Source organism: Streptomyces cyaneofuscatus, from assembly GCF_000718135.1.
GTDB lineage: Bacteria > Actinomycetota > Actinomycetes > Streptomycetales > Streptomycetaceae > Streptomyces > Streptomyces cyaneofuscatus.
On sequence record NZ_JOEM01000021.1, the window covers coordinates 1 to 14687 of the forward strand.

Consider the following 14687-nt stretch of genomic DNA (forward strand, 5'->3'; position numbering starts at 1 on the left):
ACGGTCCAGCGTCAGGTCATCGGCGAAATGCCGGTCACCGGTCGCGTCGGGCACGTACTTCACACAGACAACGATCCTCAAGCTCACGCCGGCTCTCCTGCCTACCTGGGTGTGGTCCCCTGCCGATCGGGCCCGGTCCCACCTGGGTGTGGTTTCTAAGGGTGACCTTATGGTACTCAGTACCCTCTGTAAAGGTACCCAGTGCCAAAATTCTCCTTCCGGTGCTACGTTTCGCCGCATGAGCGAGGCACGCGGACCCGAGAAGAAGACACCCATGCGGGAGGTGCTCGCCCAGGCTGCCTTCCAGCTCTTCCTGGAGCGGGGCTTCGAGCGGACGACGGTCGACGACATCGTGGCGCGGGCCGGGGTGGGGCGGCGCTCCTTCTTCCGGTACTTCCCCTCCAAGGAGGACGTGGTCTTCCCGGATCATGAGCGCTGTCTCGCCGAGATGACGGAGTTCCTCGCCGCCGTGGACGACGGCGATCCGGTGGGCGCGGTGTGCGACGCGGCGCGGATCGTTCTCCGGATGTACGCGGCCGACCCCGAATTCTCCGTACAGCGCTACCGGCTCACCCGGGAGGTGCCCGGACTGCGGACGTACGAACTCTCCGTGGTGCGCCGGTACGAACAGACGCTCGCCGGTCACCTCCGGGGCCGCTTCGGGGCGGACGGCGACGGGGAGCTGCGGGCCGAGGTGATCGCCGCCTCCGTGGTCGCCGCGCACAACAACGGGCTGCGGCTGTGGCTGCGTTCGGGCGGTGCGGGGGATCCCGAGGCGGCCGTGGATCATGCCCTCGACCTGGTACGGGATGTGTGGGAGCGGCCCGCCGAGCCCTCGCCCGCGCTGGAGAAACAGCTTGATGGGCAGCTGGAGAAACCGGTGCCGGCCGGCGGCATCACCGCCGGATCCGGCGACAACGAGGTCATCGTCATGGTGGCCGCCAAAGGCACCCCCATGTGGCGCGTCGTGCAGCAGATCGAGGCGGCCGTCGGCGAGAGCTGAGCGGCGCCGAAGGTGAGGGCTGAGCGGTCCCGCGGCGGCACCGGGCGACGCCCGCGGCAAGAACTCGGTAATAATCGGCACTCAGTGCCTTTACTCTCCGGCACTCAGTGCCATATGGTGCGGACGCGCCGTCAGCCAGGTGCGGCGCGTCCGAGTCGAGCGCAGGGGGTCGATCCGTGTCTCAGGCAGGAATGGGCACCGTCCAGAAGGCGCACGAGGAGTGCGGCCTCTCCTACAACCGCTGCCGCTGGTGCGGCACCGCCTCCTTCCGGCGGTTGCTCTGCCCGGTGTGCGCGTCCAGTGAACTGGAGCCGGAACGCACCACCGGCCACGGGGTGGTCGTACGGACCGCCGTGGTCCACCGCTACACCGAGGCGGCGCGCAACGAATCCCTGGTCCGCTTCCCCGAGGGTTTCGTCTTCCGCTGCCAGGTCGTCGGCGCCGCACCGCAGATGGTGACGGTCGGCGCCCGCGTGAAGCCCCTCGCGGGGGAGGACCCGGACTCGGGCGCCGTGGTCCTGGAGCTCTGCGAGCCGCCGGGGCAGCGGGACTGGTGACGCCCGCGCACACGTGGGCCGTACGAGCCTGACCGGCCGTACTGCGGGCCGGGGCGCGGGCGTCACGGAGGCGTCCCGGTCAGCCGATCCGCTTGAGCAGTTCCTCGGCCAGTGGTGTGGAGGAGGCCGGGTTCTGACCGGTCACCAGGTTCCGGTCGGTGATCACGAACGGCGCCCAGGGCTCGCCCTCCTGGAAGTCCGCGCCCAGCGCCACCAGCCGGTCCTGGAGCAGCCACTTCGCCTTGTCCGCGAAGCCCGCCTGGGTCTCCTCGGCGTTGGTGAAGCCGGTCAGCCGGTAGCCGGTGAACGCGTTGGTGCCGTCCGGGCCCGTGGCGGCCAGCAGCGCCGCCGGGGCGTGGCAGACGACGCCGAGCGGCTTGCCCGAGGCCAGGGTCTCGGTGAGCAGCCGACCGGAGGCCGGGTCCACCGCGAGGTCCTCCATCGGGCCGTGGCCGCCCGGGTAGAAGACGGCGTCGTACGCGTCCAGGTCCACGTTCTCCAGCGCGACCGGCCGCCGCAGCTCCTCGAACGCCTCAAGCCCCGCCGCCACCTTGTCGGCGCCCTCCTGGCCGCCGTTGACGTCGGGGGCCAGGCTGCCGCGGTCCACGGTCGGGACGACGCCGCCCGGGGTGGCGACGACCACCTCATGGCCGGCGCCGGTGAACACCTGGTACGGGGCCACGGCCTCCTCGGCCCAGAAGCCCGTCGGATGGGCCGTACCGTCCGCCAGGGTCCAGTGGTCCGCGCCGGTCACCACGAAAAGGATCTTTGCCATGTCGTACATCTCCGTTGGTCGGGGTGGCTGACCAGGCCGACGGTAGGCCCGGCCCGGCCAGGATCCGCGCCCCGCCGACGTGTGCCGGAAAGAGGCTTCCGACGGGTCGGCGGCGATCGGCCGTCCGGCGGATCGCCTGCCCCCGGCTGCCCGTCCGAATCATCCGGGGACGGCCGGCGCGCCCCGGCGCGCCCCTTCGCCAGGTCAGGACGTGGTGCGCCGGGCCTCCCAGTCGGCCACCAGCGCCTCGGTCTGCTCCACGAACCCGCTGAACAGGTCGGCGAGCGAGGCCAGCCGGTCCCGGGCCTCGCCGTGCGCCACCGGGATGCCCGAGCTCAGCGTCTCGGTGAACTTGCGCATATGGGCGTTGTTCACCAGCAGCAGGTGCTGGAGGTCGCCCACCGCCTCGTAATCGATCCGCCTGCTGCCGGGCCTGGTGGAGCGCCGCACCAGGGTCCAGGCCTCCAACTGGCGGGCGGCCACGCTGAGTCCGCTCTTGGCCTGGCCGAGCTCGCGGGTCATGGTGTCGAGGTCCACCGGCTTGTTGCGCAGCAGGAGGTAGCCGAAGAGGCGGCCGGTGGCCTGGGGGAGGCCCCAGCGCTCCATCAGCGAGCCCATCTCGCTGATGAAGGAGGCTTCCCCCGCGCTGAACCCCTCGGGTCCGGGGGCCGGGGACGATCCGGCGTCGGGCGTGCTGTCGTGGTCAGTCATGGTCTCGCTGGGTTTCTCAGGCCTTGAGGAAGGCGACGGTCAGCCGGTGGCCCGCCGAGCGGATGTTACGGGAAGGGCCGGGGATCCGGGAAAGGGCCGGGATCCGGGAAAGGGCCGGCCCGGCGCCTCCGGGGGAGACGCCGGGCCGCTCCGGGCGGGCGCGGACCTGCGGGTCAGGCGTTCTTGATGTCGCGCCGGTCCACCGCGTACGTCCCGGCGGCGACGACCACGGCCGAGACGGCCACCAGCAGCGCGACCCCGCCCCACGGGACGCCGTTGACCAGCGGATCGCTGCCCAGCGCCCACTCCCAGGGGGAGAGGTTCGCGAGCGGCTCCAGGGCGTCGGACATCGGCGCGATGCCGTGCAGCAGGTACCCCACGACGAGCACCCCCGCCGCCACGCCCAGCGCGGGACCACGCCCGAGGCCGAACCCGACGATGGCGTACGCGATCCCCGCGTGCAGCACGGCCAGCAGGGCGACGGTCAGCGTCACCGCGGCCACCCCGCCGGCGGAGACGTCCATGTCGTACGAGACCACCGAGCCGTACACCGACAGCCAGACCAGCACACTGGTGAGGACCAGGCCGAAGGCCACGCAGAGGAAGCGCACCAGGAAGACCTGGCGGCGGGCCACCGGCAGCGCGAGCAGCAGTTCGAGCCGCCCGGCCTCCTCGTCGCCGCCGGTCAGGGCGGCGGTGGCGGTGACGGCCATCAGGCCGAGGAGCAGCGGCAGCAGGACCGCGTACAGATTGCCCTTGAGATAGCCGCTGGCGCTGGCGATCTGGTCGACCCCGAGCGCGGCGGCCAGCTCCGGCGACAGACCGGTGGAGAAGTCCTCCAGGGCGCCGGAGCTCTCCATCGAGGGCCAGGCGCCGACGACGGAGAGTGCGAGCAGGACCAGCGCGGCCGACCAGGCGATCAGGGTGCGCTTCTGGATCTGTACTCCGCGCCGGAAGATCTCCGAGCTGGGCGATGACATGTGTTTCCCTTCCGGCCGGCCCGGGGGAGCGGCCTTGGTGACTGATGACCCGTGGCGGTGGCGGCCGGCGTCGCTACCGCACCGGATCGGCGGCCGGGGAGGGCTCCTCGGCGGTGGAGCTCCGGCTGCTGGGGACGTCCTGCTGGTAGTACTCCAGGAACGCCTCCTCCAGGTCCGGTTCGGGCGCGGTGAGCGTCGTGATCCGGTGGTCCGCCAGGAAGGTCAGCAGCGCGTCGGGCGAGCCCGCCCAGGCCAGCGAGACCTCCTGGCCCTCCGGCCGGCGCCGCTCCACACCCGATGCCCCGTCCAGGGCGGCCAGCGCGTCGAGCGGCACGTCCTGGCCCTCCGCGAAGGTGATGTGGAAGCGCTGCGCGGCCTGGCGGCGCAGCTCGCGCGTCGGCCCGGAGGCGGCGAGCTTGCCGCCCTGGAGTACGGCGACCAGGTCCGCGACCCGCTCGACCTCGGAGAGGATGTGCGAGGAGAGCAGCACGCTCTGCCCGTGCTCCCGGGCCTCCTCGACGGTGGTCAGGAAAACCTGCTGCATCAACGGGTCGAGCCCGTTGGTCGGTTCGTCGAGGATCAGCAGCTCCGGCCTGGCCATGAAGGCGCCGACGAGGCCGACCTTGCGGCGGTTGCCGGTGGAGAGCCCGCGCACCTGCCGGGACGGGTCGACGCCGAACCGCTGGACCAGCTCGTCGCGGTAGGAGGTGTCCGTCAGTCCTCGCAGCCGCCCCCAGGAGGTCAGCGTCTGCCCGATGGTCAGCCGCTCGTCCAGCCGCAGTTCGCCGGGGAGGTAGCCGATGCGCCGCCGGACCTCGGGGTCGGTCGGGTCCTGGCCGAACACTCTGACCTGGCCCGACGTGGGCCGGGAGAGGCCCATGAGCATACGGATGGTGGTGCTCTTGCCCGCTCCGTTGGGGCCCAGGTAGCCGTAGATCACGCCCAGGGGGACCGTCAGGTTCAGCCGGTTCAGCGCGGTGAAGTCACCGAACTTCTTGGTGACATCAGTACATTCGATGAGAGGGGTCACGTCTCTTCTGCTCTCTCCTCTTGCGTCTTGTCTTGCGTCTTGCGTCCACACGTACGGCTCGTTCACTGGTTACTGAATCTGATCAACAAGACTATCGGCGCAGCTCACCAGCTGCAACGGAATGCTCACCTCCCGTGGCCCGAAATGCTCCGGTCCGAAGGGCCCCGGCGGACCGTGCTTAGCTGGAGCCATGATCGATGACTTCCTGTACGGAACCGCCGGGCCCACCGGACCGCTCGCCGAGGTCGAGGCGGCCGTGCGCGCCGCGGCCGCGGCCGAGATCATGCCGCGCCACCGGAAGCTCGCCGCCCACGAGATCATCGAGAAGAGCGGCCCGCACGACCTGGTCACCGCCGCCGACCGGCTGGCCGAGGAGCACCTCACCGCCGCCCTCACCAAGCTGCTGCCCGGCTCGGTCGTCGTCGGCGAGGAGGCCGTCCACGCCGACCCGGCGGTCTACGACGCCCTCGGCGGCGACGCCCCGGTCTGGATCGTCGACCCGGTCGACGGCACCCGCCAGTTCGTCCGGGGCGAGGCCGGTTTCTGCACCCTGGTCGCCCTCGCCCTGCACGGCGAGGTCCACGCCTCGTGGACGTACGCGCCGGTTCTCGGCGAGATGGCTGTCGCCGTACGCGGCCGGGGCGCCACCCTGAACGGCACCCCAGTGCGCTCCGGCGCGCCCGCCCCCGGCGCCGTGCTGAACGTGGCGATGTCGCACCCCGACTACACCACCGAGGCGCAGAAGCGGGCCCTGCTCGGCCTGCGCACCGAAGGCATCGCCCCCCGCCCCTGCGGCTCGGCCGGGCTCGAATACCTGGCGGTCGCACGCGGTGCCCAGGATGCCGTCGCCTTCAACTGGGAGCTCGCCTGGGACCATGCGGCGGGCCTGCTCCTGGTCACCGAGGCGGGCGGTGCCCAGGCGACCCTGTCGGGTGCCCCGTACCGGATCGCGGGCGGCAACGACCTGCCGTTCACGGCGGCCCGCGACGAGGCCACCGCCCAGCGCGTCCTGGCCGCCCTGAGGGCGGGCGGCTGATCCACCCCGGGCGGCTGACCCATCCCGGGCGGCTGATCCACCCCGGGCGGCTGAACCATCCCGGGCGGTCCGGCCGACGGCTCCCCGGGCCGGGCCCCGGGGTCCCCGCGTCCGCGCTGTCGGTGCGCCCGAATACCCTGGGGTTCCGCCTGCCGGCCGACGAAGGAGTCCCAAGGTGCCGTCGATGCTCGATGCGGTCGTCGTGGGGGCCGGGCCCAACGGGCTGACCGCCGCCGCCGAACTGGCCCGCAGGGGCTTCGCCGTGGAGGTCCACGAGGCGCACGACACCGTCGGCGGAGGCGCCCGCACCGAGGAGCTGACGCTGCCGGGGTTCCGGCACGACCCCTGCTCCGCCGTGCACCCGCTCGGCATCGGCTCGCCCGCGTTCAGGGCGATGCCCCTGGGCCGGCACGGCCTTGAGTGGCTGCACCCCGAGGTCGACCTCGCCCACCCCTTCCCCGACGGCACCGCCGCCGCGCTCACCCGCTCCGTCGGCGAGAGCGCGATGACGCTCGGCCCCGCCGACGCGGGCGCCTACCGCCGCCTCGTCGCCCCCTTCACCGGCCGCTGGGACACCCTCGCCGCCGACTTCCTGCGCACCCCCTGGGACGGCCTGCCCCGCGATCCGTACCGGCTGGCCCGCTTCGGCCTGCTCGGCCTCCAGCCCGCCTCCTGGGTCTCCCGGCGCTTCCAGGGCGAGAAGGCCCGCGGCCTCTTCGCCGGGCTCGCCGCCCACGCCATAGCTCCCACCAGCGGCTTCGCCACCTCGGCCATCGCCCTCGTCTTCGCGCTCGCCGCCCACGAGAACGGCTGGCCGGTGCCGCGCGGCGGATCGCAGGCCATCTCGGAGGCCCTCGCCTCCTATCTCCGCGAACAGGGCGGGACCATCCGCACCGGCAGCGAGGTCAAGCGGCTCGACGAACTCCCGCCCGCCCGCGCCTACATCTTCGACACGTCACCCTCCGCGCTCGCCCGCATCGCCGGCCTCGGCTCCGCCTACAGCCACTACCGCTACGGCGCCTCCGCCTTCAAGATCGACTACGCGCTCTCCGGCCCCGTCCCCTGGACCGCCGAGGCCGCCCGCCGCGCCGGCACCGTCCACATCGGCCCCGACGCCCGCACCATCGACACCGCGCTCAGGGCCGCAGTCGACGGCCGCGACCCCTCCGTCCCCTTCCTCATCACCGCCCAGCCCAGCCTCACCGACCCCTCCCGCGCCCCCGAAGGACGCCACGTCTTCTGGGTGTACGGGCATGTCCCGGCCGACTGGGAGGGCGACGCCACCGACGTCATCGAACGCCAACTGGAGCGCTTCGCCCCCGGGTTCCGCGACCTGGTCCTCGCCCGGGCCGTCTCCGGACCGCCCCAACTCGCCGCCCGCAACGCCAACTACGTCGGCGGCGACATCGCCTGCGGAGCCTTCTCCGGCCTCCAGACCCTGCTCCGCCCCAAGCTCGCCCGCGTCCCGTACGCCACCGCGCACCCGGCGGTCTTCCTCTGCTCCTCGGCCACCCCGCCCGGACCCGGTGTGCACGGCATGTCCGGCCACCACGCTGCCAAGGCCGTATGGCGCCGGCTGCGCGCCGCCTGAAATCCGCCGCCGGGAGCAGGGCGGTGCCGTCCCGCGGGCCCGGTCCGTGGGAGCGGGCGGCACGGGCGCGTCGAGCGCGGCATGATGTCCGCATGAGCACCTCCGTCACCCCCGCGGTCCGCCTGGTCCGCGGTGACATCACCGACCAGTCCGTCGACGTCATCGTCAACGCCGCGAACTCCTCGCTCCTCGGCGGCGGCGGGGTCGACGGGGCCATCCACCGGCGCGGCGGCCCCGAGATCCTCGCCGCCTGCCGGGAGCTGCGCGCCTCGCAGTACGGCAAGGGCCTGGCCACCGGCCGGGCCGTCGCCACCACGGCCGGACGCCTGGCCGCGCGCTGGGTGGTCCACACGGTCGGCCCGGTCTTCTCCGGCGCCCAGGACCGCTCCGCACTGCTCGCCTCCTGTTACCGCGAATCCCTGCACCTGGCCGCCGAACTGGGCGCCAGGACCGTCGCGTTCCCGGCGATCTCGACGGGCATCTACGGCTGGCCGATGGACGACGGGGCGCGGATCGCCGTGCGCACGGTGCTCGCGGAGACAGTCGCCCCGGTCGAGGAGGTGCGGTTCGTGCTCTTCGACGCGCACGCGTACGTGGAGTTCGAGGAAGTCCTCGCGATGCGCGGCTGACACCCGGGGGAACGGCGGCGGCTCCACGGGCCACAGTCTGCGGGCCCCGAGGCCCATGTCGGATTTCCGCCAGCCAGGCCCCTGACCGGTGACCCATCCTGGAACCATGCACACCGACACCGAGCGCTGCGTGCGGGCCGTCCAGTCCAAGGACGCCCGCTTCGACGGCTGGTTCTTCACCGCGGTCCTCACCACCCGGATCTACTGCCGCCCCAGCTGCCCCGTCGTGCCGCCCAAGGTCCGGAACATGACCTTCTACCCGAGCGCCGCCGCCTGCCAGCAGGCCGGATTCCGGGCCTGCAAGCGGTGCCGCCCCGACACCAGCCCCGGTTCCCCCGAGTGGAACGCGCGCGCCGACTCGGTGGCCCGCGCCATGCGCCTCATCCGGGACGGGGTCGTCGACCGCGAGGGCGTGCCGGGCCTGGCCGCCCGGCTCGGCTACTCCGCCCGCCAGATCGAACGCCAGCTCCTCGCCGAGCTGGGCGCCGGACCGCTGGCCCTGGCCCGCGCGCAGCGGGCCCAGACCGCCCGTGTCCTCATCGAGACCACCACCCTGCCCCTGGCGGAGGTGGCGTTCGCCGCCGGGTTCTCCTCGATCCGCACCTTCAACGAGACCGTCCGCGAGGTCTTCGCCCTGGCCCCCGGCGAACTGCGCACCCGCGCCGCCCGCGGCCCCCTCGCCCCCGCCACCCCCGGCGTGATCGCGCTCCGCCTCCCGTACCGGGCCCCGCTCAACCCCAGCAACCTCTTCGGCCACCTCGCCGCGACCGCCGTCCCCGGCGTCGAGGAGTGGCGGGACGGCGCCTACCGCCGCACGCTGACCCTCCCGTACGGCCACGGCACCGTCGCCCTCACCCCGCAGCCCGGCCACATCGCCGCCCGGCTCTCCCTCACCGACCCCCGCGACCTCACCCAGGCGATCAGCCGGTGCCGCTGGCTCCTGGACCTGGACGCGGACCCGGTCGCCGTCGACGACCGGCTGCGCACCGACCCGCTGCTCGCCCCGCTGGTGGAGGCGGGACCCGGCCGCCGGGTGCCGCGTACGGTGGACGGTGCCGAGTTCGCCGTACGCGCGGTCCTCGGCCAGCAGGTCTCCACCGCCGCCGCCCGCACCCATGCGGCCCGCCTGGTCACCGCGCACGGGGTGCCCGTCGACGACCCCGAGGGCGGGCTCACCCACCTCTTCCCGACCCCGGAGGCGCTGGCCGGACTCGACCCGGAGACCCTGGCGCTGCCCCGCACCCGCCGCACCACGCTCACCACCCTGGTCGCCGCACTCGCCGACGGAACGCTCCGCCTGGGCACCGACACCGACTGGGAACGAGCGCGCACCGAACTCTCCGCGCTTCCCGGATTCGGCCCCTGGACGGTCGAGGCGATCGCCATGCGGGCGCTCGGCGACCCCGACGCCTTCCTCCCCACCGACCTCGGCATCCGCCGCGCGGCCGAACGCCTCGGCCTCCCGGCCACCCCCGCCGCCCTCACCGCACGGGCCGCCGACTGGCGCCCCTGGCGCGCGTACGCCGTCCAGTACCTCTGGACCGTGGACGACCACCCCATCAACCACCTGCCCGCCTGACGCCTGACGGAGGAAGCCCCGCCATGACCACCCTCGTGTCCCCGCCCACTGTGTCCCCGCCCACCAAGCAGCACACGGTCGTCGACAGCCCCTACGGCCCGCTGACGCTCGTCGCCACCGACGGCGTCCTCTCCGCCCTCTACATGACCGACCAGCGCCACCGCCCGCCCGAGGAGACCTTCGGCGTCCCGGACCCGGAACCCTTCCCCGAGGTGATCCGCCAGCTCACGGCGTACTTCGCCGGCGAGCTCACCACCTTCGACCTCCCGCTCGACCTGCACGGCACCCCGTTCCAGCGGAGCGTCTGGGCGGAGCTGAGCAAGATCCCGTACGGGGAGACGCGTACGTACGGCGAACTGGCCGAGGAGCTCGGCAAGCCGGGCGCGTCGAGAGCGGTCGGCCTGGCCAACGGCAAGAACCCGGTCGGCATCATCGTGCCGTGCCACCGGGTCATCGGAGCCTCGGGCGGCCTCACTGGCTACGGCGGCGGCCTGGACCGCAAGCAGCGGCTGCTCGCTTTCGAGAGCGGCGGCCGGCGGAGCGACGGGGTGCAGGCGCTGTTCTGAGGTGGAAAGGGCGGAAAAGGCGGAAAGGCTGGGGGCGCACCGGCATCGGTACGCCCCCGAAAGGCTTCACCGCCGTCAGCCGGTGAAGATCTCCACAGCCGTCCAGATCGCCAGGCCCAGCATGCAGATCCCGCCGATGCGCTGCACGGTCTTCAGCGGTACGCGCTTGGCGATGAACTTGCCCGCGAGCAGCGCCAGGGCCGAGACGGACATCAGGGCGGCGGCCGACCCGATCGCGGTGGACCAGGTGCCGTTGCTCGCGGCCAGGTTGGCGGTGGTGATCTGGGTCAGGTCGCCCCACTCGCTGATGAAGACCGCCATGAACGCGGTCGAGTAGACCGGCCAGAAGCCGGTCACGGTCTTCACCTCGGCGTCGTCATCGTCGTCCCCGCCGCTGCCGCGCAGCAGGATGAACGCGCCGAACGCGAAGAGCGAGGCCGAGACGAGCTTGACGGTCCAGTCGGGCAGCAGCCCGATCAGGCTGCCCGCGCCCACGGCGATGGCGACATGCACGATGAACGCGGAAGACGTGCCGAACCACACGTAGAGCGGGCGCATCCGCGTGCCCATGGCCAGCGACGCGAACATCGTCTTGTCGGGGAGCTCCGCGAGGAAGATCAGCCCGAAGGCGGTGATGATCGCCAGGGGGTCGAGGTGCATTCCGGGTGGCTTTCTGTGCGAGCCGGGCCCCGGATCTTCGCGAAGCGCGCTCGGGCTGTTCGGAGGACCACTCGGCCCGGCATGACGGCAGCGCCCACAGGGCGTGGACGTGTCATACAGGACCGAAGGTCTCGCCCGCCCGTGTCAGATGATCCCCTCAAGGATCCACGAGCCCGGCCACCGGGAACCCGGAGGTTCCAGTGTGTCGACGACCGGTTTGCGGGGCTACTCCCCTTCGCAGCCATCCACACTACCCCACCTGGCCCGGTGGGAGGGCAGGTGTTCGAAGCGGGGCGGCCTCGGTAGAGTCGCCGTGATCACCCGCACCGGTGGTGGTCGCCGTCCCGCTCCCCCTCACCGACCGGAAGTGCCCGCATGAGCCGCCGCCCCCGCAAGGACGTGCCCGCCCAGAGCGTTCCCCGGCCCACCGTGAGCGTCTGCCGGGGCTGCTGCTGCGGCACGGAGAAGATCCCGGGCGTCGACCACGCCGCCCAGCTGGCCCGGCTCCGCTCCGGCCTGGAGGGCGCCGCCACCGTGCGGGCCGTCGAGTGCCTGGACGCCTGCGAGCAGGGCAACGTGATCGTCGTCCAGCCCTCCGCCGAGGGACGCCGAGCGGGGGGCCGCCCGGTCTGGCTGGGCCTGGTCAACGACGAGCACGCGGAGCAGGACGTCATCACCTGGGCGACGGCCGGCGGCCCCGGCCTCGTGGACGCCCCCGACATCCTCGACCTGTACGTCTTCCAGCCCTCGCGCCGGGTCCGGGCGGGGCTGGACGGCTGAGCCGCTCGGGCCCCGATGGCCGGGGATGCCGGAGTCCGTGGAGACACCGGGAACGCACCCGCGAGCGCGTTCCTCAGGGGTACAGTCCGGCCATGGCCAAGGTGAGCGTCAGTCTGGACGCCGAACTCGTCGTCGAAGTCATGGTCCTCGCGGGCGTGGGCAGCCCGCAGGACGCGGTGGAACTCGTGGTGCGCGACTACATCGCCCGCGGCCACCGCACCGAGGCCCTGGTCGCCGAGCGCGAGGAGTCGGTGCGGGACGTGGAGCCCAAGCCGCAGGCTCAGCAGGGCTGACGCCGCCCGCCCGAGCCACGCGCCCACCAGGGCCGGCGCCTCCGTCGCCCTCCCCACCCCTAAGCCACCGGCTTCCCGTCCTCCAGCTCCACCGTGCCCGCACCGGACTCCAGCACTTCCAGGGCCGCCCGCACCCGCCCCTCCAGTCGGCCGAGCAGGTGGACGGGCAGGTCGTCCCGGGCGACCAGCTTCCAGGAGAGCAGCTCCTCCTCCTGGAGACGGATCGCCGCGAGCTGCTCCGGGGTGAGCACCCCGCCGTCGTACAGGTACGCCACGATCGGCGGCCGGTCAGGGCCCCGCACCCAGTCGACGGCGAGCAGCCGGCCCGGTGCGATGTCGAGCCCGATCTCCTCCACCGTCTCGCGCCGGGCGCCCTGCCGGGGGCCTTCGCCCGCCTCCGACTCGACCGTCCCGCCGGGCAGCGCCCAGCCCTCGCGGTAGTTCGGCTCGACGAGCAGGACCCGTCCCTCCGCGTCGCGGAAGAGGCACGCGGCTCCGGCCAGGACCTTGGGCAGCCCGGCGATGTACGTGGCGTAGTGCGGATCGGTAGTCGTCACGGGCGACAGCGTAGTGGGGGAGCGTGGAGGGGCGGTTGCGGACGGCCATGGGCAGATCAGGGGGCGTGCGGATAGGGTCGGGGCGGCGCGACTCTGTTCGAAGGCAAGGGATGCAAGGTGACGGACGGAGCAGATGTGGAGACCGCCCGCGTGCTCGTCGCGGCGGACAAGTTCAAGGGCTCGCTCACGGCCGTACAGGTCGCGGAGCGGGTGACGGCCGGGCTGCGGCGCGTCGCTCCCGGCGTACGGGTGGAGACCCTGCCCGTCGCGGACGGCGGCGACGGCACGGTCGCGGCGGCGGTGGCCGCCGGGTTCGAGCGCCGCGAGGCGCGGGTGACCGGACCCCTCGGGGACCCGGTGACGGCGGCGTACGCGCTGCGCGGGTCCACCGCCGTGGTGGAGATGGCCGAGGCCTCGGGCCTCCAGCACCTGCCCGACGGGGTGTTCGCCCCGCTCACGGCCACCACGTACGGCTCCGGCGAACTGCTGAGGGCCGCCCTGGAGGCCGGGGCGACGACCATCGTGTTCGGGGTCGGCGGCAGCGCCACCACGGACGGCGGCGCGGGCATGCTCGCCGCGCTCGGGGCCCGCTTCCTGGACGCGGACGGCAAGCCCGTCGGCCCCGGCGGCGGGGGGCTCGCCGAGCTCGCGGAGGCCGACCTCTCCGGGCTCGACCCGCGCCTGAAGGACATCGACCTGATCCTGGCCAGCGATGTGGACAACCCGCTGACCGGGCCCAAGGGCGCCCCCGAGGTGTACGGGCGGCAGAAGGGCGCGAGCGAGGAGGACATCGCGGTCCTCGACGCGGCCCTGGATCACTACGCCTCCGTCCTGGGACCGGAGACTGCCGCCCTGCCCGGTGCAGGCGCGGCCGGAGGTATCGGCTACGGGGCGCTCGTCGCCCTCGGCGCCCGCTTCCGGCCCGGCATCGAGGTCATGCTCGACGTCCTCGGCTTCGCCCCGGCGCTCGCCCGCGCCACCCTCGTCATCACCGGCGAGGGCTCGCTGGACGAGCAGACCCTGCACGGCAAGGCCCCGGCCGGGGTCGCCGCGGCCGCCCGGGAGGCCGGGATCGAGGTCGTCGCGGTCTGCGGCCGGCTCGCCCTGTCGCAGGAGGCCCTGAGCGGGGCGGGCATCGCGCGCGCCTACGCCCTGGCCGAGCTGGAACCGGACCCGGCCGTCTCGATGGCCCAGGCCGGGCCCCTGCTGGAGCGGGCGGCCGAGTCGATCGCGCGGGACTTCCTGAGCTGACGACGGAACGGGCCGGTCGTACGGGAACGTACGGCCGGTCCTTTTCCGTGTCCTCCCGCCCGCTGCCGGTACGGAGGCGGGCGGGAGGACCCCCGACGCAAGGCCTCGACGGCTCACCCCCGCCCGGCCGCCCACCGCAGCGCCTCCAGCGCCAGCACCGTCTCGACCAGCTCGCACGGGTGCGACAGCGACCGTGAGGTCAGCCGCTCCAGGCGGCGCAGCCGGTTGAACACCGTGTTCCGGTGGCACCGGAGCCGCACCGCCGCCCGCCCCACCGAGCCCCCGCACTCCAGCCACGCCTCCAACGTCCCCACCAACAGAGCCCGTTCCGCCGGGGACAGGGCCAACAGTGGGCCGAACACCTCCGCGATCAGCCGCGCGGACAGTTGCGGCGCACCCGCCACCAGGACCGCCGGCCACCGCTCGTCCGGCGCCAAGGCCTCCCGCGCACCCAGGACCTCAGCTCCCGGGCTCCCGGCGTGTGAGCCCCCGGCGTTCCCGGCGTGCGGGCCCCCGGCCCCCGTCTCCCCTCGCATCTCCGCCTCCGTCCGCCGGACCGACGACCGGCGCCCCTCGCCCGCCGCCGGGGCAGCCGGCGGGACACCGCCGCGGAGCGGCCACCAGGGCCGGTCTCCCCGGTGACCGACGAGGATGCCACCGGCCGCGCGGGCGGGAGCCCGCCCGTCACC

Annotated in this window: 17 protein-coding genes and 1 pseudogene; 10 read left to right on the forward strand and 8 right to left on the reverse strand. The window is 73.5% G+C overall.

What is annotated here, in order from left to right; genetic code table 11:
* Positions 1 to 87, reverse strand: a pseudogene (locus tag IF17_RS1000000138740) (electron transfer flavoprotein subunit beta); the annotation flags it as partial.
* Positions 88 to 274: 187 nt separating this feature from the next.
* Between IF17_RS1000000138740 and IF17_RS0128755 the strand changes: the two are divergent.
* On the forward strand, positions 275 to 1003 hold the full coding sequence (locus tag IF17_RS0128755; RefSeq protein WP_030571909.1) for a TetR family transcriptional regulator: 729 nt from the start codon (positions 275 to 277) through the stop codon (positions 1001 to 1003).
* Between the two features lie 191 nt (positions 1004 to 1194).
* Complete coding sequence (locus tag IF17_RS0128760) at positions 1195 to 1560, forward strand: Zn-ribbon domain-containing OB-fold protein (protein ID WP_030571912.1); 366 nt, start codon at positions 1195 to 1197, stop codon at positions 1558 to 1560.
* A gap of 79 nt (positions 1561 to 1639) precedes the next feature.
* Here the strand turns inward: IF17_RS0128760 and IF17_RS0128765 are convergent, their stop codons facing one another.
* The 4 genes from IF17_RS0128765 to IF17_RS0128780 all read right to left on the reverse strand — a co-directional run bounded on the left by IF17_RS0128765 (position 1640) and on the right by IF17_RS0128780 (position 5056).
* Positions 1640 to 2335 carry a type 1 glutamine amidotransferase domain-containing protein gene (locus IF17_RS0128765; RefSeq protein WP_026241731.1) on the reverse strand — a complete coding sequence of 232 codons (696 nt, stop codon included), beginning with the start codon at positions 2333 to 2335 and terminating at the stop codon, positions 1640 to 1642.
* 204 nt (positions 2336 to 2539) lie between these two features.
* Positions 2540 to 3046, reverse strand: coding sequence for a GbsR/MarR family transcriptional regulator (locus IF17_RS0128770; protein WP_030571915.1), 507 nt, complete (start codon positions 3044 to 3046; stop codon positions 2540 to 2542).
* Positions 3047 to 3219: 173 nt separating this feature from the next.
* Complete coding sequence (locus IF17_RS0128775; protein WP_030571918.1) at positions 3220 to 4026, reverse strand: ABC-2 transporter permease; 807 nt, start codon at positions 4024 to 4026, stop codon at positions 3220 to 3222.
* 73 nt (positions 4027 to 4099) lie between these two features.
* Positions 4100 to 5056, reverse strand: coding sequence for an ABC transporter ATP-binding protein (locus IF17_RS0128780; protein WP_030571921.1), 957 nt, complete (start codon positions 5054 to 5056; stop codon positions 4100 to 4102).
* A gap of 190 nt (positions 5057 to 5246) precedes the next feature.
* Between IF17_RS0128780 and IF17_RS0128785 the strand changes: the two genes are divergently transcribed.
* From IF17_RS0128785 to IF17_RS0128805, 5 genes are all read left to right on the forward strand, one after another.
* On the forward strand, positions 5247 to 6092 hold the full coding sequence (locus IF17_RS0128785) for an inositol monophosphatase family protein (protein WP_030571924.1): 846 nt from the start codon (positions 5247 to 5249) through the stop codon (positions 6090 to 6092).
* Between the two features lie 175 nt (positions 6093 to 6267).
* Entirely contained in the window at positions 6268 to 7683 is a 1416-nt protein-coding gene (locus IF17_RS0128790; RefSeq protein ID WP_030571928.1) for a phytoene desaturase family protein, read from the forward strand.
* Between the two features lie 92 nt (positions 7684 to 7775).
* Positions 7776 to 8312: an O-acetyl-ADP-ribose deacetylase gene (locus IF17_RS0128795; protein ID WP_018513514.1), complete on the forward strand. Its 537-nt coding sequence runs from the start codon at positions 7776 to 7778 to the stop codon at positions 8310 to 8312.
* Positions 8313 to 8418: 106 nt separating this feature from the next.
* Positions 8419 to 9891, forward strand: coding sequence for an AlkA N-terminal domain-containing protein (locus IF17_RS0128800; protein ID WP_030571932.1), 1473 nt, complete (start codon positions 8419 to 8421; stop codon positions 9889 to 9891).
* 23 nt (positions 9892 to 9914) lie between these two features.
* Positions 9915 to 10457 carry a methylated-DNA--[protein]-cysteine S-methyltransferase gene (locus IF17_RS0128805; protein ID WP_030571934.1) on the forward strand — a complete coding sequence of 181 codons (543 nt, stop codon included), beginning with the start codon at positions 9915 to 9917 and terminating at the stop codon, positions 10455 to 10457.
* 75 nt (positions 10458 to 10532) lie between these two features.
* Here the strand turns inward: IF17_RS0128805 and IF17_RS0128810 are convergent, their stop codons facing one another.
* Complete coding sequence (locus tag IF17_RS0128810) at positions 10533 to 11117, reverse strand: TMEM165/GDT1 family protein (RefSeq protein WP_030571936.1); 585 nt, start codon at positions 11115 to 11117, stop codon at positions 10533 to 10535.
* A gap of 375 nt (positions 11118 to 11492) precedes the next feature.
* On the opposite strand from IF17_RS0128810, the gene IF17_RS0128815 reads away from it, so the two are divergent.
* Both IF17_RS0128815 and IF17_RS0128820 read left to right on the forward strand, forming a co-directional pair.
* The gene (locus IF17_RS0128815; RefSeq protein ID WP_030571938.1) at positions 11493 to 11897 is read left to right on the forward strand and encodes a (2Fe-2S) ferredoxin domain-containing protein; all 405 of its coding nucleotides are present in this window, start codon (positions 11493 to 11495) and stop codon (positions 11895 to 11897) included.
* Positions 11898 to 11989: 92 nt separating this feature from the next.
* Complete coding sequence (locus IF17_RS0128820) at positions 11990 to 12190, forward strand: hypothetical protein (RefSeq protein ID WP_018513508.1); 201 nt, start codon at positions 11990 to 11992, stop codon at positions 12188 to 12190.
* A 59-nt stretch (positions 12191 to 12249) separates the two neighbouring features.
* Here IF17_RS0128820 and IF17_RS0128825 read toward each other — a convergent pair whose 3' ends face one another.
* Complete coding sequence (locus tag IF17_RS0128825; protein ID WP_030571939.1) at positions 12250 to 12747, reverse strand: NUDIX domain-containing protein; 498 nt, start codon at positions 12745 to 12747, stop codon at positions 12250 to 12252.
* Between the two features lie 135 nt (positions 12748 to 12882).
* On the opposite strand from IF17_RS0128825, the gene IF17_RS0128830 reads away from it, so the two are divergent.
* On the forward strand, positions 12883 to 13998 hold the full coding sequence (locus IF17_RS0128830; protein WP_030571941.1) for a glycerate kinase: 1116 nt from the start codon (positions 12883 to 12885) through the stop codon (positions 13996 to 13998).
* A 113-nt stretch (positions 13999 to 14111) separates the two neighbouring features.
* Here IF17_RS0128830 and IF17_RS1000000139960 read toward each other — a convergent pair whose 3' ends face one another.
* The gene (locus IF17_RS1000000139960) at positions 14112 to 14435 is read right to left on the reverse strand and encodes a helix-turn-helix domain-containing protein (protein WP_237667227.1); all 324 of its coding nucleotides are present in this window, start codon (positions 14433 to 14435) and stop codon (positions 14112 to 14114) included.
* Positions 14436 to 14687 lie beyond the last annotated feature (252 nt).